The organism is Rahnella sp. PD4 (assembly GCF_049199325.1).
In the GTDB taxonomy this organism is placed as follows: Bacteria; Pseudomonadota; Gammaproteobacteria; order Enterobacterales; family Enterobacteriaceae; genus Rahnella; species Rahnella perminowiae.
In genome coordinates, this window is record NZ_JBLZQF010000001.1 from 260,323 (window position 1) to 285,870 (window position 25,548).

Annotated in this window: 20 protein-coding genes; 9 read left to right on the top strand and 11 right to left on the bottom strand. The window is 52.9% G+C overall.

The window, feature by feature from the left end; all coding sequences use genetic code 11:
- Positions 1-266 precede the first annotated feature (266 nt).
- Positions 267-4,142 carry an ATP-dependent RNA helicase HrpA gene (gene hrpA / locus ACOZIO_RS01135; RefSeq protein ID WP_421594836.1) on the top strand — a complete coding sequence of 1,292 codons (3,876 nt, stop codon included), beginning with the start codon at positions 267-269 and terminating at the stop codon, positions 4,140-4,142.
- 77 nt (positions 4,143-4,219) lie between these two features.
- On the opposite strand, the gene ACOZIO_RS01140 is transcribed toward hrpA, so the two are convergent.
- The 5 genes from ACOZIO_RS01140 to rstA form a co-directional block, all read right to left on the bottom strand.
- Positions 4,220-5,101, bottom strand: a complete 882-nt coding sequence (locus ACOZIO_RS01140) for a trypsin-like serine peptidase (RefSeq protein WP_129990772.1) — start codon at positions 5,099-5,101, stop codon at positions 4,220-4,222.
- Positions 5,102-5,440: 339 nt separating this feature from the next.
- Positions 5,441-5,869 carry an acid resistance repetitive basic protein Asr gene (asr, locus tag ACOZIO_RS01145; RefSeq protein WP_129951188.1) on the bottom strand — a complete coding sequence of 143 codons (429 nt, stop codon included), beginning with the start codon at positions 5,867-5,869 and terminating at the stop codon, positions 5,441-5,443.
- A gap of 757 nt (positions 5,870-6,626) precedes the next feature.
- Positions 6,627-8,108, bottom strand: coding sequence for a carboxypeptidase M32 (locus ACOZIO_RS01150; protein ID WP_421594837.1), 1,482 nt, complete (start codon positions 8,106-8,108; stop codon positions 6,627-6,629).
- Positions 8,092-9,435 (bottom strand): two-component system sensor histidine kinase RstB, encoded by a 1,344-nt coding sequence (gene rstB, locus ACOZIO_RS01155; RefSeq protein ID WP_129951190.1) that lies wholly within the window; start codon positions 9,433-9,435, stop codon positions 8,092-8,094. The genes ACOZIO_RS01150 and rstB overlap by 17 nt, the downstream gene beginning before the upstream one ends.
- The gene (gene rstA, locus ACOZIO_RS01160) at positions 9,432-10,163 is read right to left on the bottom strand and encodes a two-component system response regulator RstA (RefSeq protein ID WP_129951191.1); all 732 of its coding nucleotides are present in this window, start codon (positions 10,161-10,163) and stop codon (positions 9,432-9,434) included. Before rstA ends, rstB begins: the two co-directional genes overlap by 4 nt.
- A gap of 283 nt (positions 10,164-10,446) precedes the next feature.
- Here rstA and ACOZIO_RS01165 point away from each other — a divergent pair, with 283 nt between their 5' ends.
- Positions 10,447-10,866: a hypothetical protein gene (locus ACOZIO_RS01165; RefSeq protein ID WP_129951192.1), complete on the top strand. Its 420-nt coding sequence runs from the start codon at positions 10,447-10,449 to the stop codon at positions 10,864-10,866.
- Between the two features lie 63 nt (positions 10,867-10,929).
- Here ACOZIO_RS01165 and ACOZIO_RS01170 read toward each other — a convergent pair whose 3' ends face one another.
- Genes ACOZIO_RS01170 through ACOZIO_RS01180 form a run of 3 tightly spaced genes read right to left on the bottom strand, consistent with a single transcriptional unit; the run spans position 10,930 to position 14,690 of the window.
- Positions 10,930-12,165, bottom strand: a complete 1,236-nt coding sequence (locus tag ACOZIO_RS01170; protein ID WP_129990770.1) for a c-type cytochrome — start codon at positions 12,163-12,165, stop codon at positions 10,930-10,932.
- Complete coding sequence (locus ACOZIO_RS01175) at positions 12,162-13,925, bottom strand: GMC family oxidoreductase (RefSeq protein WP_129951194.1); 1,764 nt, start codon at positions 13,923-13,925, stop codon at positions 12,162-12,164. Before ACOZIO_RS01175 ends, ACOZIO_RS01170 begins: the two co-directional genes overlap by 4 nt.
- A gap of 15 nt (positions 13,926-13,940) precedes the next feature.
- Entirely contained in the window at positions 13,941-14,690 is a 750-nt protein-coding gene (locus tag ACOZIO_RS01180; protein WP_421594838.1) for a gluconate 2-dehydrogenase subunit 3 family protein, read from the bottom strand.
- Between the two features lie 348 nt (positions 14,691-15,038).
- Here ACOZIO_RS01180 and ACOZIO_RS01185 point away from each other — a divergent pair, with 348 nt between their 5' ends.
- From ACOZIO_RS01185 to ACOZIO_RS01195, 3 genes are all read left to right on the top strand, one after another.
- Positions 15,039-16,547: a YchO/YchP family invasin gene (locus tag ACOZIO_RS01185; RefSeq protein ID WP_129990768.1), complete on the top strand. Its 1,509-nt coding sequence runs from the start codon at positions 15,039-15,041 to the stop codon at positions 16,545-16,547.
- 195 nt (positions 16,548-16,742) lie between these two features.
- Positions 16,743-17,252: a hypothetical protein gene (locus tag ACOZIO_RS01190; protein WP_421594839.1), complete on the top strand. Its 510-nt coding sequence runs from the start codon at positions 16,743-16,745 to the stop codon at positions 17,250-17,252.
- Position 17,253: 1 nt separating this feature from the next.
- Positions 17,254-17,583, top strand: a complete 330-nt coding sequence (locus ACOZIO_RS01195) for a hypothetical protein (protein WP_421594840.1) — start codon at positions 17,254-17,256, stop codon at positions 17,581-17,583.
- 360 nt (positions 17,584-17,943) lie between these two features.
- Here the strand turns inward: ACOZIO_RS01195 and narL are convergent, their stop codons facing one another.
- Positions 17,944-18,594, bottom strand: coding sequence for a two-component system response regulator NarL (gene narL, locus ACOZIO_RS01200; protein ID WP_129990767.1), 651 nt, complete (start codon positions 18,592-18,594; stop codon positions 17,944-17,946).
- Positions 18,591-20,381, bottom strand: a complete 1,791-nt coding sequence (gene narX, locus ACOZIO_RS01205) for a nitrate/nitrite two-component system sensor histidine kinase NarX (RefSeq protein ID WP_421594841.1) — start codon at positions 20,379-20,381, stop codon at positions 18,591-18,593. The genes narL and narX overlap by 4 nt, the downstream gene beginning before the upstream one ends.
- Positions 20,382-20,745: 364 nt before the next feature.
- Between narX and ACOZIO_RS01210 the strand changes: the two genes are divergently transcribed.
- The 4 genes from ACOZIO_RS01210 (at position 20,746) to ACOZIO_RS01225 (ending at position 24,932) form a co-directional block, all read left to right on the top strand.
- Positions 20,746-22,164, top strand: a complete 1,419-nt coding sequence (locus tag ACOZIO_RS01210; protein WP_129990765.1) for a NarK family nitrate/nitrite MFS transporter — start codon at positions 20,746-20,748, stop codon at positions 22,162-22,164.
- A 224-nt stretch (positions 22,165-22,388) separates the two neighbouring features.
- Entirely contained in the window at positions 22,389-23,369 is a 981-nt protein-coding gene (locus ACOZIO_RS01215) for an alpha/beta hydrolase (RefSeq protein ID WP_217159451.1), read from the top strand.
- A 48-nt stretch (positions 23,370-23,417) separates the two neighbouring features.
- The gene (locus ACOZIO_RS01220) at positions 23,418-24,338 is read left to right on the top strand and encodes a LysR family transcriptional regulator (RefSeq protein WP_129951202.1); all 921 of its coding nucleotides are present in this window, start codon (positions 23,418-23,420) and stop codon (positions 24,336-24,338) included.
- Between the two features lie 99 nt (positions 24,339-24,437).
- Positions 24,438-24,932 (top strand): DUF2501 domain-containing protein, encoded by a 495-nt coding sequence (locus tag ACOZIO_RS01225; protein ID WP_129951203.1) that lies wholly within the window; start codon positions 24,438-24,440, stop codon positions 24,930-24,932.
- A gap of 316 nt (positions 24,933-25,248) precedes the next feature.
- Here ACOZIO_RS01225 and ACOZIO_RS01230 read toward each other — a convergent pair whose 3' ends face one another.
- Positions 25,249-25,548 carry a hypothetical protein gene (locus tag ACOZIO_RS01230; RefSeq protein WP_129951204.1) on the bottom strand — a complete coding sequence of 100 codons (300 nt, stop codon included), beginning with the start codon at positions 25,546-25,548 and terminating at the stop codon, positions 25,249-25,251.

The following is a 25,548-nucleotide window of genomic DNA, read 5'->3' on the forward strand; positions in this document are numbered from 1 at the left end:
TTGGTTTTTATAACCACGATGTCCCCGGAATGGAACTTACTTTATTCACAAAGCTTATTCAGTGATAGCGCAATATTTAGAGACCTATCATCGATTTTTTTGAACAACTTAAAATCCAGACATCGCACGCCTGTTTTCAGCATGTTCAATCCCTTGTGTTAACATAGACGCAAGCAGGTAAGGCATAAACCTTCCTCATCACCCATTCAGATTCAGCCGGTGGCGGCCCATGTCCTCCGGCTGACATGCAACAAGGAATTGTGAACGTGAAATCACCGCTCGCGGCACTATCAGCGCAGTTAGACGGGCTGATGCTACGTGACCGGCAACGCCTGCAACGTCGTTTGCAGGGTGCCAGAAAGATTGATAAACCCGAAGCACTCGATGCGTTACGTGCTGAGATCCAGACTGCCATCAACGAGAGCCTGAAAAAAGTCAGCGCCCGTGAAGCCTCGCGGCCAAAAATCAGCTACCCGGAAAACCTGCCGGTCAGTCAGAAGAAAGACGATATTTATAACGCCATCCGTGATCATCAGGTGGTGATTGTGGCGGGTGAAACCGGTTCCGGTAAAACCACGCAGATCCCTAAAATCTGTATGGAACTCGGGCGCGGTATCAAAGGCGTGATTGGTCATACCCAGCCGCGTCGTCTGGCCGCGCGTACCGTGGCCAACCGTATTGCTGACGAGCTGGATACCACGCTGGGTAACACGGTCGGTTATAAAGTGCGATTTAACGATCAGGTCAGTGAAAACACCCTCGTTAAGCTGATGACCGACGGCATTTTGCTGGCTGAAATCCAGCAAGATCGCATGCTGATGCAGTACGACACGCTGATCATCGATGAAGCGCATGAGCGCAGCCTGAACATCGACTTTATTCTCGGTTATCTGCGCCAGTTACTGCCCAAACGCCCGGATCTGAAAGTCATTATTACCTCGGCGACCATCGACCCTCAGCGGTTTTCACGTCATTTTAATCATGCGCCGGTCATTGAAGTCTCCGGCCGGACTTATCCGGTTGACGTGCGTTATCGTCCGATTGTGGATGACGCAGATGATGTGGATCGTGATCAGTTGCAGGCGATTTTCGACGCAGTCGATGAACTGGGTCGTGAAAGCATGGGCGACATTCTGATATTCATGAGCGGTGAACGTGAAATTCGTGATACTGCCGATGCACTGAACCGGCTCGATTTGCCGCACACGGAGATTTTGCCGCTGTATGCACGGCTGTCGAACAGCGAACAGAACCGCGTATTCCAGTCGCATTCCGGCCGCCGTATCGTGCTGGCGACCAACGTTGCCGAAACCTCGCTGACCGTGCCGGGCATTAAATATGTCATTGATCCTGGCACCGCGCGTATCAGCCGTTACAGTTTCCGCACTAAAGTGCAGCGCCTGCCGATTGAGCCGGTTTCGCAGGCTTCCGCTAACCAGCGTAAAGGCCGTTGCGGACGCGTTTCTGAAGGTATCTGTATTCGCCTGTATTCTGAGCAGGATTTCCTGTCGCGCCCGGAATTTACCGATCCTGAAATCCTGCGCACCAATCTGGCTTCCGTCATTTTACAAATGACGTCGCTGGGTCTCGGTGATATCGCTGCGTTCCCGTTTGTTGAAGCGCCGGATAAACGCAATATTCAGGACGGCGTACGTCTGCTGGAAGAGCTGAACGCCATTAACAGTGCTGTCGATGGCCGCTATACGCTGACGCCGCTGGGGCGTCAGCTGGCGCAACTGCCGGTGGATCCGCGTCTGGCCCGCATGGTGCTGGAAGCACAGAAAAATGGCTGCGTACGCGAAGTGATGATCATTACCGCCGCGCTGTCGATTCAGGATCCGCGTGAACGCCCGATGGATAAACAGCAGGCGTCTGATGAAAAACATCGCCGTTTTGCTGATAAAGATTCTGATTTCCTGGCATTTGTGAATTTGTGGGATTATCTGAAAGTGCAGCAAAAAGAGCTGTCTTCAGCACAGTTCCGCAAGTTGTGCCGCAGCGATTTCCTCAATTATTTGCGCGTGCGCGAATGGCAGGATATTTATACCCAGCTGCGACAGGTAGTGAAAGAACTGGGGCTGCCGGTTAACAGCACACCCGCCGAATACCGTGAAATCCACAGTGCATTGCTGACCGGTTTGCTGTCGCATATCGGCCAGAAAGATGCCGATAAACAGGAATATACCGGTGCGCGCAATGCCCGTTTTGCCGTCTTCCCGGGCTCCGGATTATTCAAAAAGCCACCGAAATGGGTGATGGTGGCCGAACTGGTGGAAACCAGTCGTCTGTGGGGGCGCATTGCCGCACGAATCGAACCGGAATGGATCGAGCCGCTGGCCAGGCATCTGGCGAAAAGCAGTTACAGTGAGCCGCACTGGGAAAAAGCGCAGGGCGCTGTGATGGCAACGGAGAAAGTGACACTCTACGGACTGCCGATTGTGGCGGCGCGTCGGGTGAATTACGGCACCATCGATCCGGTAGTCTCGCGCGAACTGTTTATCCGTCATGCACTGGTGGAAGGCGACTGGCAGACGCGTCATGCGTTCTTCCGCGCTAACCTGCGCCTGCGTACCGAAGTGGAAGAGCTGGAACATAAATCCCGTCGTCGCGATATTCTGGTCGATGACGAGACTCTCTTCCTGTTCTACGAACAACGCATCGGGCAGGAAGTAGTATCGGCGCGTCACTTTGATACCTGGTGGAAAACGCAGCCGCAGGACAGCCTGAACTTTGAAAAAAGTATGCTGATTAAAGAGGGTGCGGGCAATATCAGCGCCCACGATTACCCGAATTTCTGGCATCAGGGTAACCTCAAGCTGCGTATTACGTACCAGTTTGAGCCAGGTACCGATGCTGATGGCGTGACCGTACATATTCCTTTACCTCTGCTCAATCAGGTGAGTGAGGAAGGTTTCGACTGGCAAATTCCGGGGATCCGCCGTGATCTGATTATGGCGCTGATCAAATCGCTGCCAAAACCGGTTCGTCGTAACTTTGTGCCCGCACCAAATTACGCCGATGCCTTGCTCGGGCGCATCAAACCGTTTGAGATGCCGTTGCTGGATGCGATGGAAAAAGAACTGCGTAAAATGAGCGGCGTGACAGTGTCACGGGAAAGCTGGCAATGGGATCAGGTCCCGGATCATCTCAAAATGACGTTCCGCATCGTCGATGATAAAAACAAAACACTTCGTGAGGGTAAGGATCTCACTGCGCTGAAATCGGGTCTGAAAGAGCAGGTGCAGCAAACGCTTTCTGCGGTGGCTGATGACGGCATCGAACAGCGCGATCTGCATGTCTGGAGTTTTGGCACTTTGCCGGAACGCTATGAACAAAAGCGCGGCGGCTATGAAGTGAAGGCTTATCCGGCGATTGTCGATGAAAAGGACAGCGTGGCAATCCGCCTGTTTGACAGTGAACTGGAACAGCAGCAGGCCATGCTCAGCGGGATGCGGCGTTTGCTGTTGCTGAACATTCCTTCGCCCGTCAAATACCTGCACGAGAAGTTGCCGAACAAAGCCAAACTGGGATTGTATTTTAACCCGTACGGTAAAGTGCTGGATCTGATTGACGACTGCATTTCGTGCGGCATCGACAAACTGATTGCAGAGTCCGGCGGGCTGGTGTGGCGCGAAGAAGATTTTGCCAAATTACATGAGCATGTTCGCGCAAATCTGAATGATACGGTGGTGCAAATCGCCATTCAGGTGGAACAGATCCTGACGACAGTATTCAACATTAATAAACGGCTGAAAGGACGAATTGATATCACCCTGGCACTGGCGCTTTCAGATATCAAGGCGCAGATGTCCGGACTGATTTATCGTGGATTCGTGACACAAAATGGCTGGAAACGGTTGCCGGATACGCTGCGTTATTTGCAGGCGATTGAGCGCAGGATGGACAAACTGGCCATGGACCCTCACCGCGACCGTGCGCAGATGTTGAAAGTAGAACACATCCAGCAGCAATGGCAGCAGTGGTTCAATAAATTGCCGCCGGTACGTCAGCAAAGTGAGGAAGTGAAAGAAGTGCGCTGGATGATTGAAGAATTGCGTGTCAGCTACTTTGCCCAGCAACTGGGTACCCCGTATCCCATCTCGGATAAAAGGATTTTGCAGACGATGGAGCAACTGATTTAACGGGTTCTCAACACTAAGAAACCGCCTTATACACACAAAGGCGGTTTTTTTATGTTCTGAAATGGTGATGCTTACGGTTACTGAGCGGGCATCGTTACCGCAGTACTCGCGCTGATTATCCCTGAAGAAAGGGTATTCAGGGCATCGCGGATAGCCGGAACGGCCAGTGCGCGGTTATCGGCCAGATACCGGTCTTTTGCTGCCGGCGCGGAGCTTTGAATTGCGACCAGCGACCAGCCATCGGCGTTTTTCAGCAACAGTGGTGAGCCACTGTCTCCCGGCAAAGTATCGCAGCGGTGCGATAACACGCCTGGCTGTGCCCATCCGGTGATCAGACAATCCTGATGGACGTACAAATCATCCAGATGATCTTCCGGGTATCCTGCCTGAGTCACTTTTCTGCCTTCCTGTTTTAGCAGAGCGGTCAGATCGTCGCGTGTGCCTTCCCACAATGGCAGGGGTTTAATCGGCAATGCCAGCTGTTCATCCGTCAGGCGAACCAGTGCAAAATCAAACGGCGCCGCCTTAGGCGGAACAATCCAGCCATCGCCATCGGCTTTCAGCTTCTTGCCCAATTTCGGATCGACCAGCGTTTGTAATGCGGTGATCTGATATCGCCATTTCTGATGATGAGAAATGAATCGCAGTGCCACAACTTTGTCTATTTTACCCGGAGGTGCCAGCACACAGTGGCCTGCCGTGAGGACAAGATGTTTAGAAATGAGGGTTGCAGTGCATAAATTGCCGCTCTCGGTTTCAATTTGCCCGATGGCCTGCCATGGCCAGTGCGCCGCAGCGGCCACCGGTATGCGTTGATCGTGGCCAAAGAATAGGGCTGTTTTTTCTTTCAAACTGATTGAAGGTGTGTCGGAATCTGCATCATCAGGAGAGTCTGCATGTACGAGGGGACTGGCGGTAAAACAGAAAAAGCACAAAAACAGCGGTAACGCGATGCGCATAACATTCTGACCTTGAAAACAGGGAGAACCCAGGAAGCCGTTATTATGGAACGATTATAGACGGTTATATTTCGTGGTGGATATATTTGTCCGGTAACTCAGCCTTTTGAGCCGATGACGGGCGTCATCGCGGGGTACTTCAGAAGTAGAAGAACAGGGTGATCAGTCCGCAAAGGATCAGAGAGCACAGGGTGATTTCGAACAGATAGCGGCGCAGCATCTTCCATCAGTACCTCAAGATAGAAAACCGGAGAAAAAAACACCCGGCGAACCGGGTGTTAAATCATCAGTCTTGATAATGGTGAGTAGATACGCTCACAAAGACTTCTTACTGACTACTTATGCTGCTGGTGTTGCTTTTGCAGCCGGTGCAGCTTTTTTAGCGTGTTTTACGTGTTTTTTAGCAGCCTGCGCTTTCTGAGCTACAGGAGCCGCTTTTTTAGCGTGTTTCACGTGTTTTTTGGCAGCCTGCGCTTTCTGAGCTACAGGAGCTGCTTTCTTAGCGTGTTTCACGTGTTTTTTAGCCGCTTGCGCTTTCTGAGCTACAGGAGCTGCTTTCTTAGCGTGTTTTTTGTGTTTTTTAGCAGCCTGCGCTTTCTGGGCGACTTTCTTGTGAGTCTTGTGCTTAGTCACGTGCTTGGCAGCCGGTGCCGGAGCAGCGGTAGTTGCTGCAGCAGCAGGTGCCGGAGCTGCAGTAGTTTCAGCAGCGAAAGCGACAGAAGACAGACCCATTGCAGCGGCTACAACCAGAGCTAATACTTTTTTCATCTTTAATTCCTCAGAATTTTTGTTTAAGTGTCCACCCCACTGCGGGGCCGGTATGAGGAATACTAGGCGTGTCAGGTCAGGTTGTCCGTGAGTGATTGGTTTCGGCGTGTAACGGAATGTACAAAGGAGGGGTTTTAGGAAAATCAATAAGATAGTCTTTCAACTTCAAATTCAACTTCAAAACCGTGGGCGTCGGCCCACACCGACCAGAGACCCGGTAACGCGCGGGCCTCTGGACTCCGCGCTTTTTTCACTGCGCGCTGTCGCGGTTATGAAGGACATGTCCTGCCACATTAGTGAGTGGCGCAAAATGTCATCGCTGCGCGATTCCCGAATTTCAGGATTCGAGCCTTGGGTCTCGAACCGTTCATTCGGTGCCATTTTTGAGCACACCAATAAACTTATCTAAAAGATAAAAGACATTTTGTTGTTGAATTTAAGATCGTGCGGGCGATTCAGAAATCTTGCTGAACGGAGCGGCCTGGAGACCCAAGGCTCCAGGACCGAGAGAAGGAACCGCGTAGCGGCATGATTTCCAGCCTGTCGCTGCGGTACCTGAAACATAGCCAGCGAGCGGAGCGCGCAGTAAAAGAGCCGGAGATTCTTAAGAGGTGCGGCGATAGGCGCCTCTTAAGGCCGGTTTGGGTGGCAACCCAAGGTCTTGACCTTAAGGCCGGTTTGGGTGGCAACCCAAGGTCTTGCAGGTTTGGGTGGCAACCCACAGTCTTGACTTTGACCTTAAGGCCACTCTCTCCGCCTACAAGTATCGCCCTTCCAGATGCGCCCGGAAGAATGCCGGGTTCAGCGTTTCGCCTGTCGCGTTTTTCATCAGCTGATCTGTCGTGAACCGGCTGCCATGCTGCCAGATATTCTGTTGCAGCCACTGGAACAGCGCTGTCAGGTCGCCACGGACAATATCATCCTGCAACGTGGGTATGGCTTTATTGGCAGTCCGGAACAGTTGTGCAGCGTACATCGCGCCCAGGGTGTAGGTCGGGAAGTAACCGAAGCCGCCGTCGGTCCAGTGGATATCCTGCATACAGCCGTCGCGGTAGTTGCCAACGGTATCGATGCCCAGATATTCCTTCATCTTTCTGTTCCACAGGGCCGGGATATCATCCACTTCAATTTCACCTTCCATCAGCGCTTTTTCGATTTCATAACGCAGGATGACGTGCGCCGGATAGCTCAGTTCATCGGCGTCAACCCGGATAAAGCCCGGCTGGACGCGCTGGTTCAGCTTCATAAAGTTGCTTTCGTCCAGTCCTTCGCGATGGCCGAATTGTTCGATAACCAGCGGATAGACAGATTTCAGGAACGGCTCACTGCAACCCAGTTGCATTTCAAACAGCAGGCTTTGAGATTCGTGTACTCCCATTGAACGGGCGTTGGAAACCGGCTGGCCCAGCCATTCTTTTGGCAGATTTTGCTCGTAACGTGCATGACCGGTTTCATGGATAACGCCCATCATGGCGCTGAGGAATTCATTTTCGTTGTAACGGGTGGTGATACGCACATCCTGCGGGACACCGCCGCAGAACGGGTGCGCGCTGACATCCAGACGACCGGCATCGAAATTAAAGCCCAGTTTGCCCATCACTTTCAGACCCAGCTGGCGCTGTTTTTCGATGTCAAAGGGCCCCTGTGGCGAAATGCGTGTCTCCGTTTTTTGCTTTTCGACCACGGTTTGTAACAGATCCGGCAGCCAGGTTTTGAGATCGCCAAACAGCACATCCAGTTTCTGCGAGGTCATGCCCGGTTCGTATAAATCGAGCAGGGCATCATAGCGGCTTATGCCCGCGGCCTCAGCGCGTAACTGCGCCTCCTGACGGCTCAGTTTCACCACTTCTATGAGATTTTCTGAGAAGCCTTCCCAGTCATTCGATTTACGCTGGATACGCCACGCCTGTTCACAACGTGCGCCTGCCAGCGATTTGGCCTGAACCAGGCTTTCCGGCAATAAAGCGGCCTGCTGATAATGACGGCGCATTTCACGCAGATTGGCCTGTTCCAGGTCATTAAGCTGTTCGCCGCCGGCCTGTTCCAGCCATTCACCAACCTGCTTCGCGGTGAGGATCTGATGCGTCAGCACGCTCAGCTCGGCCAGCGCTTCCGAGCGGGCCTGGCCGCCTTCCGGAGGCATCATGGCTGCTGCATCCCAGCCTGCAATCGCCGATAAATGGCCAAAGCGGGACAAGCGGGCGAAGGTATCGTGTAATTTTTTATAGGCGCTGGTCATTGTGGCTCCCTTCCTGATTTTCGTTATTAGGCTGTTCTGCAGCCAGGTTGAATGTGGGTTTTACCGGCCAGCTGAAACGCAGGCTGGCACCGCCGAGCGGGCTGCCGTCAACAGCAACCCGCCCCTGATAAGCGACGGCGATGGAATGGACGATTGCCAGCCCCAGCCCGCAGCCGCCGGTGGCGCGGTCGCGGCTCGGATCAAGGCGAACAAAGGGCTCAAAGATGCGGGTCCGTTCTTCCGGCGGGATGCCCGGCCCGTCGTCTTCCACCTGCAGGCAGGCCAGTTCACCGTCGAGCCACAGGCTGACGCGCAATGTCTCCTGAGAATAACGCAGACCGTTGTTGACCAGATTGTCGAGCACGCGTTCCATCAGGCGTAAATCCACGCCGCCGAAATCGGTATTTTGCGGCGCGTCATAAAGGATCGTGCGCGCAGTGATCAGCCGGAAATCATCGACTTTGTCTTCCAGCCATTCGGCCAGATTAACTTTTTCCAGATTAAGTGCCACCTGCGGACGGTCCAGGCGTGCATAAGTGAGCAATTCGTCGATCAGCGCTTCAAGCTGGCCGATATCGCGGTTAATGGCGTTTTGTTCCGACTCCGGCAGATTTTCACTGATTGCCAGCCGGTAACGTAGGCGCACCAGCGGCGTACGCAGTTCATGGGCGATGCCGTCAATCAGAAGTTTTTTACTGGCAACCAGGGTGCTGATGTTGTCTGCCATCTGGTTAAAGGCAACGCCCAGCCGGTTGAGGCTGGATGTCGAATCAAAATCAATACGTTCGTCGAGATGACCGTTACCGAGGCGCAGCGCGGAATTCTCCAGCCGCAGCAAATCCTGCCAGTGTGGGCGCATCCACAGAAATACCGGCAGGGCCAGCGATAAACCGATGAAGATCAGCAACCCCAGATCCAGCAGCCGCATTTCGTGCATATAAAACAGGTACGGAATAGGGCCAACGACCAGTACGTAATGGCTGCGCGGCACACGCTGAATAAAGGTATATTCGTCATCGAGCGCAATAATTTCGCCATCTTTAAGACGCTGATCCAGTGCGGGACTGAGTTTGCGTTTACCTAGCGGCTCGATATGCAGTTTGAAAGACAGATTCAGATCCAGCGTATTGATGGTCTTGTTCCAGTCTTTTATCGGAATTTCCCGCAGCTCACTACGCATCAGGTAGAGCGAGCTTTTCATCAAATCGTTCATGGACTGACGGCCGGTGCGTTCTGCGGTGACTTTGTAAACCAGCCCGACCAGCATCGCCATTACCAGAAAACAGACCAGCAGTAACAGAAAGAACTGAATGAAAAGCTTTTTCATTCCTGCAAGGTCTCCCAGGCATTGGGAGCAAACAGATAGCCTTTATTGCGTACGGTTTTGATGCGAAAGGGCTCCAGAGTGTTGTCGTACAGTTTGCGGCGCAGGCGGGAAATCGCGACATCAATGCTACGATCCAACCCGTCATAGCTGACCCCGCGAAGGTTTTTCAGCAGCGCTTCGCGATCCATAATGCGCCCTGCGTGTGTCGCCAGTTCCCACAATAAATCAAAGTCGGAAGTAGAAAGCACTATCGTTTCATCCACCAGCGTCACTTCACGGTTAACCGGGTCGATGCACAACTGACCGAAATGCAGGGCATTGCCACTGCGGAGTGTCTGAACCGGTTGTTCATTTTGGGTATTCTGCGCCGGACTCTGACGTAAATGCAGCCGCAAACGGGCCAGAAGCACCGCCGGTGGCGTCGTTTTCAGAATGTAATCGTTGGCCCCCATTTCCAGCGATAAAATGTGGTTCATGTCGCTGTCGAGCGACGTAAGCAACACAATCGGACCGGGGAACACCGGCCGTAAATCCCGGCACAGTGTCATGCCATCTTTGCCCGGCAACATGATGTCGAGCAGAACCAGATCGGGTTTTTCTTTTTCAATACGTGCCTGCGCGGTATCGCCACGTGGTTCAACCAGCACGTCAATATCATGTTTACCCAGATAGGCGGCGATCAGGTTGCCGACTTCTGCATCATCTTCAACAAAAACGATTTTATTCATTGGCTTGCTGCTTTAAGAAATCCGGTGATTAGCATAACGTGACCCGCAGGGCGACGCTATCGTGCTAGCGTAATAGAACATGTCAGTTTTGCGCGGTATTTTCCATAACCGCAAAATACTTTGGTCAAATTCTGAAATATTGCCGTTGTCAGTTTCCGTTACGCAAAGCACCGCAAGCGACTGGCAAAGTGTCAGTGAATTATGCCATTATATAGATGAATATCTTCGGCGTTATACATTGATTAAATAATTGATTGACCCTGACCAGGAAGAGGAAGAGGGGATGAATGAAAACCGCCTGGTACCCGATGCGCGCAGTCAAAAAGTATCCTTTGACTATATGGAATACTTGTCCGCATCCTGCAAAAAGAAATGGAGTTTTGTTGATGCTATTTATGGCGTGATGCCATTTTTTGGTATGGTTCTGAAATCCCGTTCGAAAAAAGAAAAATCCAGGCAGGAAGCTTTGCGTGCACTGGCCTTACAGGTGGTTTCCACCCAGGTCAGCGACGAGACCAATATTGTCCGGCTGATAGAACTGGCTGAGCAGCAAAATATGTACAGTATTGATATCAATCTGCCTTACTCGCTGACGGAAGAACAACTCACAGCAATAAAAGTAGAATGCAAACACCTGGTGCAGTTAAGCCAGAATAATGATCATTTGTTAGTCCAGATTATGCAGATGCCTCCCCGGCATTGATTTCCCCGGCTGCATTCATGAAAAAGACCGCTTTCGCGGCCTTTATGTTTTCAGGCTTTCCGCTTATTTTTTCAGTTCTGCGCGTAAGTCTTTCACGTCTGAGGCAGAAACCGGCGCGGCGGCATTTCCCCAGCTGTTACGGATATACGTCAGCACATTAGCCACATCGGCATCGCTCATGGTGGCATCAAACGATGGCATTGATGGCGCGGTCGGTTTGCTGTCCGTTGCCACAGGACGGCTGCCCGCCAGTACTACGCGCATAAGTGAAGTGGCGTCGGTCTGGTTGATAAGCGGTGAATCGGCCAGACGAGGGAACAAACCTTCCTGGCCCATACCGGTTGGGGTATGGCAGGCAGAACAACGATCAGCATAAATATTCTTGCCGGCTATCATCGCCTTATCGTCAGCTTTTACTGGCTCAGGGGCGTTGTTACCGCTGTCATGTCCGCTGTCTTTCAGATAAACCGCCACGGCCTTAAGATCATCATCCGTCCAGTGACGGGACGAATTGGTGACTTCTTCCGCCATCGGACCGGAAGCAATATCGAAACGGTTAGAACCGGTTTTCAGATATTGCATCAGATCTTCCTGCGTCCAGTTACCGACACCGGTGTGTTTGTTGCTGGTGATATCCGGCGCGACCCAGCCTTCTATCACGGTCCCTTGCAGGAATTCACTGTCTTTGTCGCCGCCGAGCAGGTTCTTCGGCGTATGACAGGTACCGCAGTGTCCCAGACCTTCAACGATGTAAGCACCGCGATTCCATTGCGCCGACTTATCCATCTGCGGTTTAAATTCGCCTTTGTTGAAGTTCAGCCAGTTCCAGCCCATCAGACTGGTACGCACGTTGAACGGGAAGGGCAACTGGTTGGTTTCAATTTCATTATGCACCGGTTGCAGAGTTTGCAGATACGCCCAGATGGCGGCGTTATCTTCGCGTGTCACTTTCGTGTACGCCGTGAACGGCATCGCGCCGTAAAGACGTTTTCCGCCGTGACCGATGCCCTCCGACATTGCGCGCTGGAAATCATCGAAACTCCATCTGCCGATACCGGTTTGCACATCCGGCGTAATGTTTGCACCGACTAAACGGCCGAACGGGGTTTCAATTGGCACACCGCCGGCAAAGGGTTTGGCGTCCGGCGTGGAGGCGGTATGACAGGCGGCGCAGTCGCCCACGGTTGCCAGATAACGGCCACGTTCAACCTGTTCGAAAGAGCCATCGCCCGCCGCGTGGCTCAGTCCGCTGATGCTCAAAGCCACTAAACCGAGTGAGAATGACGTTAACTTTTTCATGCGATCATCTCTCCCGGTTTTTTCAGATAGTAGTTACGGATTGCATGGGCGGCTTTAAACGCCAGTGCGCCGACGGTTCCGGTCGGGTTATAGCCCGGGTTTTGCGGAAAGGCAGACGCGCCGACCACAAACAGATTAGGCACATCCCAGACCTGCAGATGTTTATTCACCGAACTGGTGGACGGATCCGCACCCATCACAAACCCGCCGACGACGTGCGAAGACTGATACGGCGTACCGTTCCAGTGACCTTTCATCGGGGTGGCCACCAATTGACGAGGATTCATCGCCTTGGCGATTTCGGCTACTTTACCGGTGCAATAGGCGGCCATTTTCAGGTCATTTGCCGGGAAGTCAAAAGTGACGCGCAGCAGCGGACGCCCCAGACGGTCTTTATAGTTCGGATCAAGCGACAGATAGTTGGTTTTAGTGGTGTAGCTACTGGCTTCACAACCGATCGACATCGAACTGAGATAGTTGGCGACTGTGGCTTTTTTCCATTCGCTGCCCCATTTCGGCGTTCCCGGCGGAACAGGGCGGTAGCCGATGGGCGCTCCGCCGATGGGCGTTACGCGGATACTGCCACCGCCAAAGAAGCCCAGGCCGCTGTGGTCAAAGTTATCGTTATTGAAATCATCAATGCCCATTCCTACCGCGCCTGCGCCGATGAACGGATTAAAGTTTTTGTCATCAAAGAAGAGCTGTACGCCGTTCGCGGTCTGATAGGCATAATTACGGCCAGTGGTGCCGCTTAACGTGACCGGATCATAGGGTTTGCCGATGCCGGAAAGTAGCATCAGGCGGACGTTTTCGAAGGTAAACGCACTCACAATCACCAGGTCAGCCGGTTGTTCCCATTCATCGCCCGAAGAATCGATATAGACCACGCCCGTGGCGCGTTTGCCGGTAGAGTCGGTCAGCACCTGCATCACTTCACAGTTAGTGCGGGCTTCGAAATTCTCCTTGCGGATCAGCGCCGGTAATACGGTGGTGATGGCGCTGGCCTTGGAGTAGTTCGCGCAGCCGAAGTTTGTGCAGAAACCGCAGAAGGTGCACGGCCCCATTTTCACCCCGAGCGGGTTAGTATAAGGCTCGGAAATCAGGGAGGAGGGCACCGGGAACGCTTTGTAACCCATATTGCGCGCCGCTTCAGCAAACAATGTCGGGCCATAGGGCTGATCGAGCGGGCGGGTCGGATATTCAATCGAGCGCATCCCTTCATACGGGTTACCGCCTTCATGATGTTCCCCTTTGACGTTGCTGGCTTTACCGGAAACCCCGGCCAGACGTTCGAAAGAGGCGTAATGCGGTTCCATTTCATCCCAGTCGGTGCCCCAGTCTTGCAGAACCAACTCTTCCGGGATGGCGTTAGCGCCGTAACGCTCGGTCAGATGACTTTTCAGGCGGAATTCATCCGGCTGAAAGCGGAAAGTAATCCCCGCCCAGTGGTTGCCTGCGCCGCCGGTGCCATTTCCCGGGTGAAAAGAACCCCATTCGCGCATCGGCAACGCGGTTTGCGCCGGGTTGTTGCGGATGGTAATGGTGTTCTGGCGGGTACGTAACATCAGTTCCTGCCGGGAGCTGTAGCGTAACTCATCTGTCACCGTCGACACGTTAAAATCACGGGCGGTATCACGCCACGGGCCGCGCTCAATCGCCACCACATTCAGCCCTTCGTCGCACAACTCATTGGCGATGATCGAACCTGCCCAGCCGAGCCCGATCACCACGACGTCGGTTTTAGGTAATTTTTTTGCCATAATCGTGTTCTGCCCTTAGCTTTTTATTTTCCATGCGTCACCGCCGGAAATACTCAGCGGTTCGAGATCGAGTTTCTGATTGTGCTTGCCGATATAGTCGCGGTAGTCGTAACGTGCGCCGGGGAAGCCCAGCATTTTCCACGACACCATATTGCGGTTACCGCCGTAAATCGGGTCAGCAAAGAAACCTTCCATCGTGTTCTTCAGTGCAATGGCAAAGAACATTTTAGAGTCGATCCCTTCAAGGGTGATTTTTCCGCTCTCGAGACCTGACAGGATGTGATCCTGCTGCTCACCGGGCAGATCTTTGAATAACTTCTGATGCTGTGACCGGGTGTATTTATCTAATGCGGCCAGGCCCAGACGGTAGCGCTGTTGCGGAACCAGCGACGACTGATCGCCTTGTTCCGGCGTGCCATCCTGGAAAGGGCCTTGCATATAAAGCCGGGAGGCGGTGCCGTAGAATCCGGCCAGCTGGCGGTCAATAAATACCGCGCATCCGGCGTCTTTACCGCCCACGCTCAGCTCATCGGCGGGCACCAGACGGTCAACAATGGCTTCCATGGCGGCGGCTTCGGCTTCGGTGAAGAACACCCAGCCATCGGTCTCGATGTGCGGCGGCGGGCTGGCGTCAAAGGGGCTCCACACGGGCGTGCCTTTGAGCGTCACCGCATTTGCGGCTTTGGCTGCACCCAATACTGCGGAGGCGGCCGTGAATGAGAGAATTTGTCTGCGGGTCACGCCGGGCAAGGTTTTTTTGCTCATTTATGTTCCCTGTTTGTACATATCACTTTAAGGTCCGGACGCACTCTGCCAGGGCAGTCGGGTGGCATCGGGATAATCGTTAACCTGCTAAGGATAAATGAAAATAGAATGTAAAGATAAATAGTTCGTTTGTTAAAAATGTTATTAAATGTGTGTGATTGATATCTTTGATGTAATTTTAGGCGATATTTTTTGCGATGTGGCAACAAATTAGCCCTGCATTCACTCTGGAAATGAATGAGCATGATTTGACTGGCGATAAGGCGGTGTGTGGCCGTTCGTGGCGTGAAGGTTGAATTATGCTGACTGTACGGTAAGATCATACCTTACTCATGAAATGTGTAAGGTATGACTGAAGTCACAGATTTTTTTTCTGATTTATTGAAGCGATTTGCAGGAAACACCTGCGCCTCTTTGCTGCTTGCAGGGGGAGCCGCCTTCTATGCTGTAAGCGCCAGTGCGCTGACGGTAGGATCTGGCGAATACGGCGTTCCCGGTTATAACCTCAACGGTTTTCTGCCCGCCAGTGACCAAAGTTCCGTCTTTAATAACGGAACGCCGGCACAACCCGCCGGGATGTTGCCGAGCCTCGGCAGCCAGTACATACAGAACAATACCGGGCCCACGGCCATGGAAAAACAGCTTGCCACCGCTCTGAAAGAGCTGGGAACCACGACGGCGGACAGCGATGATCCCTTACGGGTGCAGGCGGAAACGCTGGCACTGAGTCAGGCGGCGAAACTGGTGCAAAAAGAAACCAGCAGTTTGCTTTCGCCGCTGGGCACCGTCAGCACCTCGCTGGACATGACCGGCCATAATCTTGACGGCAGTTCCGGTCGGTTATTCAGCCCGCTGTACCAGTCTGAAACCAATCTGGTTTACAGCCAGATCGGTCTGCAAAGCGAGACGGATGCCACGGTTGGTAATTTCGGCCTCGGCCAGCGCTTTAATACCGGTACGTGGATGCTGGGGTATAACGCGTTTGTGGATAACGACTTCGACCATCAGCTGACGCGCGGCAGTCTGGGCGCGGAGGCGGGGACAGATTACCTGCGCTTTTCTACCAATTATTATCAGCCGTTTTCCTCCTATAAAGCCGACAGCAGCACGTCTGCGCAACTGCGGCGTCAGGCGCGTGGCTACGACATTACCACCAAAGGCTATTTACCTTTCTACCGCCAGTTAGGCGCTTCGCTGAGTTATGAGCAGTATTTCGGTAATCAGGTGGATTTGTTCGGCAACGGCACGCGGCAGAGTAATCCGTCGGCAGTGTCGTTTGGCGTCAATTACACCCCGGTGCCGATCGTGACGGTGATGGCCGAGCATCAGGCCGGACAGGATGGGGATAATCAGGATGTAGTGAAACTGACACTGAATTACCGGCTGGGGGTGCCACTGTCGCAGCAGTTGTCCTCACAGAACGTCGCGGCAGCGCGCTCGCTGCGCGGAAGCCGGATGGACATGGTTGACCGCAATAATATGCCGGTGATGGAATTCAAACAGCGTAAGACCTTGTCGGTATTTCTGGCCACGCCGCCGTGGTCATTACAGCCAGGCGAAACGGTACCGCTGAAACTGCAACTGCACGCGCTGAATTCTGTGGTGGCGCTGAGCTGGCAGGGCGATACGCAGGCGCTGAGCCTGACGCCACCTGCGAATAACCGGAATCCTGATGGCTGGAGTGTGATTGTGCCACCATGGGATGATTCCCCGGACGCCACCAACATTTATCATCTGTCGGTGACTGTGGAAGACAGCAAATCGCAGAAAGTCACCTCCAACTGGATCACGCTGAATGTATCCCCGCCACTGACGGCTCAGCCGCAATACGGCAATGATTCAGGGCTGAATTTCTGATCGGGGCCTTCGCTCCGCCCCTTCGCGGGGGAAGGGAGCCGACCTGGCCACTGAGGGTTTAGCTTTTTGCTCCTCCCCCTGCGAGCAGTCTCTTTATCAGATCTCCTCATCAAGAAGCAGTCGCAGAGGAGGGAGTCACCACACTTTGTTACCCAAAACTTCATTTCCCTATCCTGCTCATTTCGTGGTCATGTAGTGGATGATGTTCACGTAATTCTTACCGGCCAGACAATATTAAACGACTTAACTACAGTGGGTGCAGCTATTGCGATTACGTCAGTGATGGCCGGGCTCGGGCTTAGTGGGTTAGGGGCTGTCAGTGAAATTTCCCAGTTAGAAAGACTAGCTCCAAGACACAGCACGTTAGCAGCAGGGGCTGTCCGCGCTAAGAAATTTTCAGGAAATTGGCCGACTGCGGATCTGGATGCAGCATTGAAGAAATTTGCCGGAAATCATCCTTTGGTTACAACTACGAACTCAGGAAAACGGATTTACGCTCACCCTGAGACTGGTGTACAAGTCGTTGAAGACTTAAACGGCGACTATTTCCGCATCAATGACCCCTCCCTGTCAGGCAAAAGAACCTATTTAGATCTTGATGGTATTGTTCCAAATAACAAAATACTTGAAGGGGGCAAGCAAATAGGAAGGACTCAGAGTGAATATAATGAAGTCACGCATTTTAACATTCCAGGACGTAAATAACATGAAATGTATCTCTGTACCGACCAGCCACGATGCCATGCAACGTCTTGATCTTGATGTGTCTCTTGAGGGAGATTTGATCGAAGTTACGATAACTGATGAACAATTTCAGTCTCTAATCGATACAGGTGTTATCAGTCAATTGAACCAGTTCATCGAAATTAACATAGACGAATTCGAAGATGAGAAAATTATCGGCATTCGTGATTTAACATTGGCTAAGAGTATTCTGGGGCAGGTTTCTCCATCAGATCGTGCCAATGCTGAAGTATTGGTGTCCCAAATAAATAAAGCGATTGAGTACAATACTGGCGTACTCTTTTATTTTTGACCTTAATACTCGGAGTGCTCCTCCACCTTCGCCTGTCTCTTGATCAGATCTCCTGATCAAGAGACTTCGCAAGTTTGTAGCCTTCAACGATATTCTGCAGCTTGAGCCAGCCTTCCCACATCACTATCCAGCCTGCACGACCCGTACGTTTGCTGTCGTATCAATGACCCATTTTCGCCAGCGCCGTTCGTAATAGCTGATGATCTGCCGCGCCTGGGTCACATTTTCTACCTGTAAAGAAGATCAACGGAGAAGGAAAAAGTTCAAAAAAAATCCCCGTCATGAATGCCGGGGATTTGTGTATAAGAGTCAGCCCTTCGCTGGGGAGGTTGGGAGGCGGTTTTAAGGGCTAACGCCTGGTTAAAGCACATTACTCTGCAATACCCAAACTGCCGCTTCAACGCGGGATTTAAGTTTCATTTTCTTCAGCAGATGTTTGACGTGCACTTTCACCGTGCTTTCGGTGATATTCAGACGACGGGCGATCATTTTGTTCGGCAAACCTTCGGCGATCAGTTTGATGATGTCGCGTTCGCGCGGCGTCAGGGACTGAATATCGCGGTCACCGCTCGGGCGGCTTTCTCGCAGGCTTGCCGCGAGAACGGGTGTCAGCGCTTCGCTCAGCACCATCTTCCCGGCGGCGGCGTTATGCAGCGCAGTGAGCAAATCTTCCGGCTCCATATCTTTCAGTAAATACCCATCCGCGCCACGTTTCAGGGCGGTTACCACATCATCTTCATGATTCGATACGCTGAAAACCACGATCCGCCCGGAAAGGGAGGTCTGACGCATGCTGTCGAGTGTATCCAGCCCGTTCATGCCCGGCATATTCAGGTCCAGCAGGATCAGGTCCGGATCGAGCTGTTTTGCCAGTTCGACGCCCTGTTCGCCATTACTGGCTTCACCAATAACTTTAAGGCGTGAGTCCAGCGCGATCAGCTGTTTCACGCCGTTGCGCAGCATAGGGTGATCGTCAATCAGCAAAATAGTGGAAGGGGTGGTGTCGTTCATACTTGCTCCTGGGGATTAACTGGCAGGGCTTCGGGCCGGAAACGCACAGTGACTTCTGTGCCGCCCTCCGGGCGCCGGGCGACCCGACATTTGCCGTGTAAGGTACTGGCGCGATCCTGCATGATGATCAGCCCATAATGATTTTGCTGCCCGATGTCCTGCGAAATACCGTCACCGTTATCGCAAATATTCATGTTGATTTCGCCGTCATGACACTGTAATGAAAGCGATACCCGGGTGGCATTAGCATGTTTATAAACATTGTTCAGGGCTTCACGGGCAATGTGCAACAGGTGAATGCCCTGATTGGCCGGAACGGAACGCGGCGGGATCTGATAATCGAAATCAATGGCCAGGCCCATACGGCGTGAGAATTCATCTACGGTATGTTGCAGTGCGGCGTGCAGGCCGGGGGTGTTCAGCGTCAGGCGGAAGGTGGTCAGCAGTTCACGCAACTGGCGATAAGCGGTATTGAGTTCTTCCCGCATTTGTAGCAACAGATTTTTGTCTTCTTCCGGGAAGGCATCAGCGTGCATTTGCAGGCAGGCCACCTGAATTTTCAGGCATGACAGTGACTGCGCCAGCGAGTCATGCAGTTCACGGGCGATAGCCGAACGTTCCTCCATCAGCATCAGCTGTTGCTGATGTTCCGCCTGACGTGCCAGCATCAGAGTACTGGTGAGTTGTTCCAGCAGGGTGTGTATCAGTTGCTGCTGATCGTCATCCAGATACTGCCCTGGCGGCAACTGCGCCAGCAACACACCGTAATTTTCGCGATCGTCGCGCAGGCTCCAGCTCAGGGACTCGCCACCGTCTTGTGCATGTTCACCGACCTCTGGGATGTCAGGCTGACGTGGCGAAGTGTGGCTGAATTCATTGAATACTTCCGCGCTATTATTTTCGTATTGCCGCAACTGAATACCCTTCAGCGGAGTCAGTGATTGCAACTCTTTCAGCACCGGTTCCATGCGTGCCTCAGGCGGTGCACTGGTGTGAAGCTGACGGCTCACGCGGTACAGATAATCCAGCATCTGATTTTTTTGTTGCAGATCGGCGGTTTTTTCTGCCACGCGCTGGGCCAGCTTATCGACCATTTCCGCCAGGGCCAGAGACATACTGTTGAGTGAGTCGCCGAGGATATCCATTTCATTATGTGCATCGCCATTCACCACACGGTTACGCTGATAGCGGCGGCTGAAATCCCCGGCGGTAATGGCGCTGGCCTGTGAAAGCAGGCTTTTCCAGGGCGTCAGCAGATGGCGGCGCAGGAACCAGATGGTCAGCGCCATCAGTAAAAGAGTTACCACCAGAAGTCCACGTTGGATCAGCGAAATCTGCTGTAAATGGTATTCGGTTTTGTGCTCCAGTGCCGCGACCAGCTCATCAAGCTGGCCGACAAAGACGGCAATATTGGCCGAGACATCCTGCGGGTGCTTAGCCGTAAGAAGCTGGTTGCGCAGGGTGGTTTGCCAGTACTGACGTAACGCCAGAAACTGTGGTTGCAGATTTTCGCGCTCAACAGCCTGTAATAAATCGGCGCTGTTTTGATCAGTTTCCATCTGGCTGATATAGCGGGCACTGGTTTCCTGCAGCGGTACTTCAGATAACAGCCGGTAACTTTGCATGCGCAGCGAACCCGCTTTATTGATCGCATGGGCATTGCCCTCGATACTGCCCGCCATCCACGCCGCCAGGCTCATTCCGCCAATGCCCAGAAGGCCGAGCAGCAGCATCAGCAAGGTGATCTGGCTGATGAGCGACAAAGAAGGCAGTACGCGTTTAAACATGAATAGTATTTCCTGAACCTATAGCGGACGCCGCAGATAACGTGCCGGAATGACACAAACCTGTACTGTGTGGGCATTTTTTATGATCAGGGAGCGTTTCCCTATACCCCTTTGTGATTACTCCTTTATTTCCATGTCATTCATGCTGTCGTTAACCCAAAGAATATCTCTTCTTCAACCTTTTGAATAAAAACAGTTTATTGATTTTCCGCCGGGTACTCACAAAGGATTTGTGGTGATTTTTCCGGCATTATCCACCTGCGTTTGCGTTGATTTGTATCAACATCCCGGGGTGGTGCTCTACCTAGTGTGTGCGACAGAACTCAATCATTACAACAACAATGCGTTGCCACCCGAGGTACACATGTCACATACATCAGCTTCACCGACGGAAAAACCGTCACGCCTGTTGCAGGACTGGCGTCCCGAAGACCCGGCATTTTGGGAAAAAACCGGGCATAAAGTGGCCAGCCGCAATTTATGGATTTCCGTGCCTTGTCTTTTGCTGGGATTCTGCGTCTGGATGCTGTTCAGCCTGGTCTCCGTTAACCTCAACAAAGTCGGTTTTAACTTCACGACGGATCAGCTGTTTATGCTGACCGCTATTCCGTCAGTATCCGGCGCTTTGTTGCGTGTGCCTTACTCCTTTATGATCCCGCTGTTCGGCGGCCGCCGCTGGACGGCCATCAGTACTGTATTTCTGGTGCTGCCATGCCTGTGGCTGGGTTTTGCGGTGCAGGATATCACCACGTCTTATAACGTTTTCCTGATCATTGCGCTGTTGTGCGGTTTCGGTGGCGCTAACTTTGCATCGAGCATGTCCAATATTAGCTTTTTCTTTCCGAAAGCGAAGCAGGGCGGCGCTCTCGGGATCAATGGTGGTCTGGGTAATCTTGGGGTGAGCGTGATGCAGCTGATTGCACCACTGGTCATCTCCCTGGGGGTGTTTGCGGCCTTCAGCGATAAACAGACGCTGGCGAACGGTACTGACATCTGGCTGCAAAATGCGGCCTGGATCTGGGTGCCATTTTTGATCATCGGTACCCTTGCCGCCTGGTTTGGTATGAACGATCTGGCCTCTTCCAAAGCCTCAATCCGCCAGCAATTACCGGTACTGAAACGCGGTCATCTGTGGATCATGAGTGTGTTGTATCTGGCGACTTTCGGTTCGTTTATCGGCTTTTCAGCGGGTTTTGCGATGCTGACCAAAACCCAGTTCCCTGACGTCAATATTTTGCAATTTGCCTTTTTCGGCCCGTTTTTTGGTGCGCTGGCCCGTTCTGCGGGGGGCATGTTGTCCGACCGCCTGGGTGGTATTCGCGTAACTCTGGTGAATTATATCGTCATGGCGATTTTTGCGGGTTTACTGTTCCTGACCTTGCCGGTCGGTGGCGCGGGCGGCAATTTCCCGGCGTTCTTCGCGGTGTTTATGGTGCTGTTCCTGACGGCCGGTCTGGGCAGTGGCTCCACCTATCAGATGATTGCGGTGATTTTCCGTAAACTCACCACTGATCAGGCTAAAGCCCGTGGTGCCAGCGATGATGAAGCGCTGCGTGAAGCGGTTACCGATACGGCGGCTGCGCTCGGTTTTATCTCTTCCATCGGCGCGATTGGCGGCTTCTTTATTCCTAAAGCGTTCGGGACATCACTGGCCATGACCGGTTCACCGGCGGGCGCGATGAAAGTCTTCCTGGTGTTTTACGTGGTTTGTGCGCTGATCACCTGGCTGGTGTACTGGCGTAAACTGAACAAAGGTTTTGCGACCAAACAAGTCAGAAAGTAATCTCAGCAGGCAGTGAATGGAATGAAAGGGGCTCCGGCCCCTTTTTGCGTGATCAGAACGCCGGGCACGTTTGGTATGACATCCGGGGTGGCCCTGCATTTCATGACAGCTTCCTCATGAGAAACCTACCTGTAATCAGTCATAAGCAATAACAATTCAGACTTTTTAAAACCGGTTCAGGGCGTTATAAATAACGGGACGATAACTGAAAAATGGATCCTGTGATGAAAACTGCCCACCTGGTTGACCCTGAACTGCGCCCGTTACTGGATCTTATGCCAGAACGTGTGCTTGAAGCCTCTGTTCTGCCTGATATGCGCGCTCAGCGGCAGGCAGCGGCACTGGAAAGTTTATTGCAGGATGATGGCCTGCCTGTTTCCGTCGCCCATCATCACATTACGGGTAGCGAAGGCGCGCCGGCGGTGCGTGTGGTGGTGATTTCACCGCAACATGCACGCCAGGGGCGGATGGGTATTTTGCATATTCATGGTGGCGGCTATGTGCTGGGCAGCCCTGAGCAATCGATGCCGCTGACCCGTCCGACTGCGGCGCAGCACGACTGTGTCATTGTTTCGGTGGATTATCGCCTCGCGCCGGAAACACCGTTCCCCGGCCCGCTGGAGGATTGCTATGCCGCGCTGGTCTGGATGACCGCTCAGGCAGAAGCGCTGGGCATCGACCCCGAACATATCGGTGTAATGGGCGACAGCGCCGGTGCAGGGCTGGCGGCCTCGCTGGCGCTGCTGACCCGTGACCGCAATGGCCCGAAACTGGCGTTTCAAAACCTGATGTATCCGATGCTTGACGACCGCACCGTGACCGATCCCAACCCGAATCCGGTGACGGGTGAATTCTCCTGGACGCGCGAGGACAACCGTTTCGGCTGGCACGCCTATCTTGGTCATGAAGCGGGTTTGCGGGATATTTCCTGCTACGCTGCGGCGGGCCGTGCAGAGGATCTGAGCGGATTACCGCCAGCCTGGATTGGCGTCGGTTCGATAGATTTATTCCTCGATGAGAATATCGACTATGCACGCCGGTTAATCCGTGCCGGCGTACCGGTGGAATTCAGCATTTATCCGGGCGGATTTCACGGTTTCAATGGCGATCCGGCCTATGCGCTGGCCCGCCGCGCACGTAAACAGCGTCAGGACGCCCTGGCCGGTTTTAATCCGCTGCGTCATCATCATGACTTTGGATTATAATCATCAGCAATCGACAGGGCACAACAACCGGCTGAATTAGAAAATAAATTGGATATCAAACAACTTATCTATTTGTGTAATCTCGAACGCGAACGACATTTCGGCAGGGCGGCAGAAGCCAGTTTTGTCAGCCAGCCGACGCTGTCGATGCGCCTTAAAAATCTCGAAAAAGAACTCGACCTTAATCTGATCAACCGCGGTAATAACTTTGAAGGTTTTACCGCCGAAGGCCTGCGCGTGCTGAGCTGGGCGCGTGAAATCGTCGCCGTCTATGAAGGGCTGAAACTGGAAGTCGAATCACTGAAACAGGGCATGAGCGGGACATTGCGTATAGGCGTGATGCCGCAATGCAGCGTGTCGTTGGCGCAGCTGATTAAGGCGGTCAGCGAGGCGCATCCGGGGCTGGATTATCGTGTCGCGGAAGTCAGTGCCGATCAACTGATAGAAGCGCTGAGCAGTCATTCAGTGGATGTCGGTATTGGTTTTTTTGAGTTCTCGACGCTCAATGAGCTGCGCTTTCAGCTGGTGCCGCTTGATGATGGCGGCGTTGATGTGGTCTATCACCCGGATCATTTTCCGCAGTTGCAGGACATCGGACTGATGACCGCTGAACAGGCAGTCACGCTGCCATTATGTCTGTCTGAGCCGAGCCGCTATTTCCGGCGTTATCTGGATAATTTTTTCCGCCAGGCCGGGCTTGAGCTGCGTCCGCGGCTTGAAAGCACCTCGATTTTCCAGCTGATGCAGGGCGTGTTCGTCGGGATTGGCTGTGCGCTGGTTCCGCGCGGACATCTGATTGATGAGATGCATCCTGTACTGAAACGTTGTCCGCTGGATATCACACCGATGAGCCGTCACGCCGCACTGGTGGTTGCCGAAGCGGGAAGGGCAACGCCACTGGCGCAGCATTTCTTCACAGCCGCCGGGCTTTGGCTGGCACAACAGCAGACAGAAAAACCCGACAGATAAACCATCCTACGACGGTTTATCTCCGCTATTCCTATTGATGAAAAGAATATTTAAGCTCAAGCTTTGGCGCAATATTGCGTTAAATGAATGGAGTAACACATGAAAACATTGAAAGCCGTTGTTCTGGCGATAGCCTCTGCAGGTATTTTGCTTTCAGCAGGTGCACAGGCGTCGAATAATCTTCTGGGACAACTGCAGCAGGCCGCCAACGAAGGACTGAACGGCGGCAGCAAATCCGGTTCCACCGGCACCACTTCTTCGCTGACCTCGTTGCTTAGCGGCGGCGACAGCGCATTAACCTCGACCAGCGCGAACAATGTCGCAGGTGTGTTGCAATATTGCGTGAAGAACAACGTACTTTCCAAAGCCAGCACTGAGAATGTGAAAGATCAGTTGCTGAGCAAGCTGGGTATCCAGACGGCAGAGGGTGCGGAAAGCCAGGATTATCAGCAGGGTCTGGGGGGATTGCTGAAAACCGGTAAAGATCAGAGTGTCGATCTGAATAACCTGGGGAACGGGCTGACGCAGGTAAAAGAGAAAGTGAAAACTAAGGCGTGTGATGTGGTGCTCAAGCAGGCGAAATCGTTTATTTGATTGCAGAGGCCGCTGCAATGGCGGCTTTTAACTTCAACTTCAAATTCAAGGTCAAAACCGTGGGTTGCCACCCACACTGGCCTTAAGAGGCGCCTATCGCCGCGCCTCTTAAGAATCTCCGGCTCTTTTACTGCGCGCTCCGCTCGCTGGCTATGTTTCAGGTATCGCAGTGATAGCCGCAAAATCCCGCCGCTGCGCGGTGCCCTACGTTCGGGTTGCAACCCGCGCAAAAAACGCGCGGTTTTCCACCTCTCCTCCGGCGGAATTTTGGAACCGGTCTCAGGCTTCAACTTCACAACCTCACTTTCTTAATCTTTCAAAAAGCTGCGGGCGATTCAGAAATCTTGCTGAACGGAGCGGCCTGAAGACCGAAGGCTTCAGGACCGAGAGAAGGCACCGCGTAGCGGCAAGATTTCCAGCCTGTCGCTGTGGTTGCTGAAACATAGCCAGCGAGCGATAGCGGGGAGTTAAAAGCGAAGGGAGATCCAAGAGGGAAAAAGCACTTTTCCCTCTGGTCGGTTTCGGCGCGAAAACGCATGTGATAACCGTAATTGAAAAACCGAAATTTTCTCGGTCGAGCCTTCAGTGCAACTGAGAAAATTTTAAAGAGATCCAA

Coding starts and splice junctions, on each gene's coding strand:
- ACOZIO_RS01140 (WP_129990772.1), bottom strand. CDS start 5,101: ATGCGCATCGCGTTACCGCTGTTTTTGTGCTTTTTCTGTTTTACCGCC.
- asr (WP_129951188.1), bottom strand. CDS start 5,869: ATGAAAAAAGTATTAGCTCTGGTTGTAGCCGCTGCAATGGGTCTGTCT.
- ACOZIO_RS01150 (WP_421594837.1), bottom strand. CDS start 8,108: ATGACCAGCGCCTATAAAAAATTACACGATACCTTCGCCCGCTTGTCC.
- rstB (WP_129951190.1), bottom strand. CDS start 9,435: ATGAAAAAGCTTTTCATTCAGTTCTTTCTGTTACTGCTGGTCTGTTTT.
- rstA (WP_129951191.1), bottom strand. CDS start 10,163: ATGAATAAAATCGTTTTTGTTGAAGATGATGCAGAAGTCGGCAACCTG.
- ACOZIO_RS01165 (WP_129951192.1), top strand. CDS start 10,447: ATGAATGAAAACCGCCTGGTACCCGATGCGCGCAGTCAAAAAGTATCC.
- ACOZIO_RS01170 (WP_129990770.1), bottom strand. CDS start 12,165: ATGAAAAAGTTAACGTCATTCTCACTCGGTTTAGTGGCTTTGAGCATC.
- ACOZIO_RS01175 (WP_129951194.1), bottom strand. CDS start 13,925: ATGGCAAAAAAATTACCTAAAACCGACGTCGTGGTGATCGGGCTCGGC.
- ACOZIO_RS01180 (WP_421594838.1), bottom strand. CDS start 14,690: ATGAGCAAAAAAACCTTGCCCGGCGTGACCCGCAGACAAATTCTCTCA.
- ACOZIO_RS01185 (WP_129990768.1), top strand. CDS start 15,039: ATGACTGAAGTCACAGATTTTTTTTCTGATTTATTGAAGCGATTTGCA.
- ACOZIO_RS01195 (WP_421594840.1), top strand. CDS start 17,254: ATGAAATGTATCTCTGTACCGACCAGCCACGATGCCATGCAACGTCTT.
- narL (WP_129990767.1), bottom strand. CDS start 18,594: ATGAACGACACCACCCCTTCCACTATTTTGCTGATTGACGATCACCCT.
- narX (WP_421594841.1), bottom strand. CDS start 20,381: ATGTTTAAACGCGTACTGCCTTCTTTGTCGCTCATCAGCCAGATCACC.
- ACOZIO_RS01210 (WP_129990765.1), top strand. CDS start 20,746: ATGTCACATACATCAGCTTCACCGACGGAAAAACCGTCACGCCTGTTG.
- ACOZIO_RS01215 (WP_217159451.1), top strand. CDS start 22,389: ATGAAAACTGCCCACCTGGTTGACCCTGAACTGCGCCCGTTACTGGAT.
- ACOZIO_RS01225 (WP_129951203.1), top strand. CDS start 24,438: ATGAAAACATTGAAAGCCGTTGTTCTGGCGATAGCCTCTGCAGGTATT.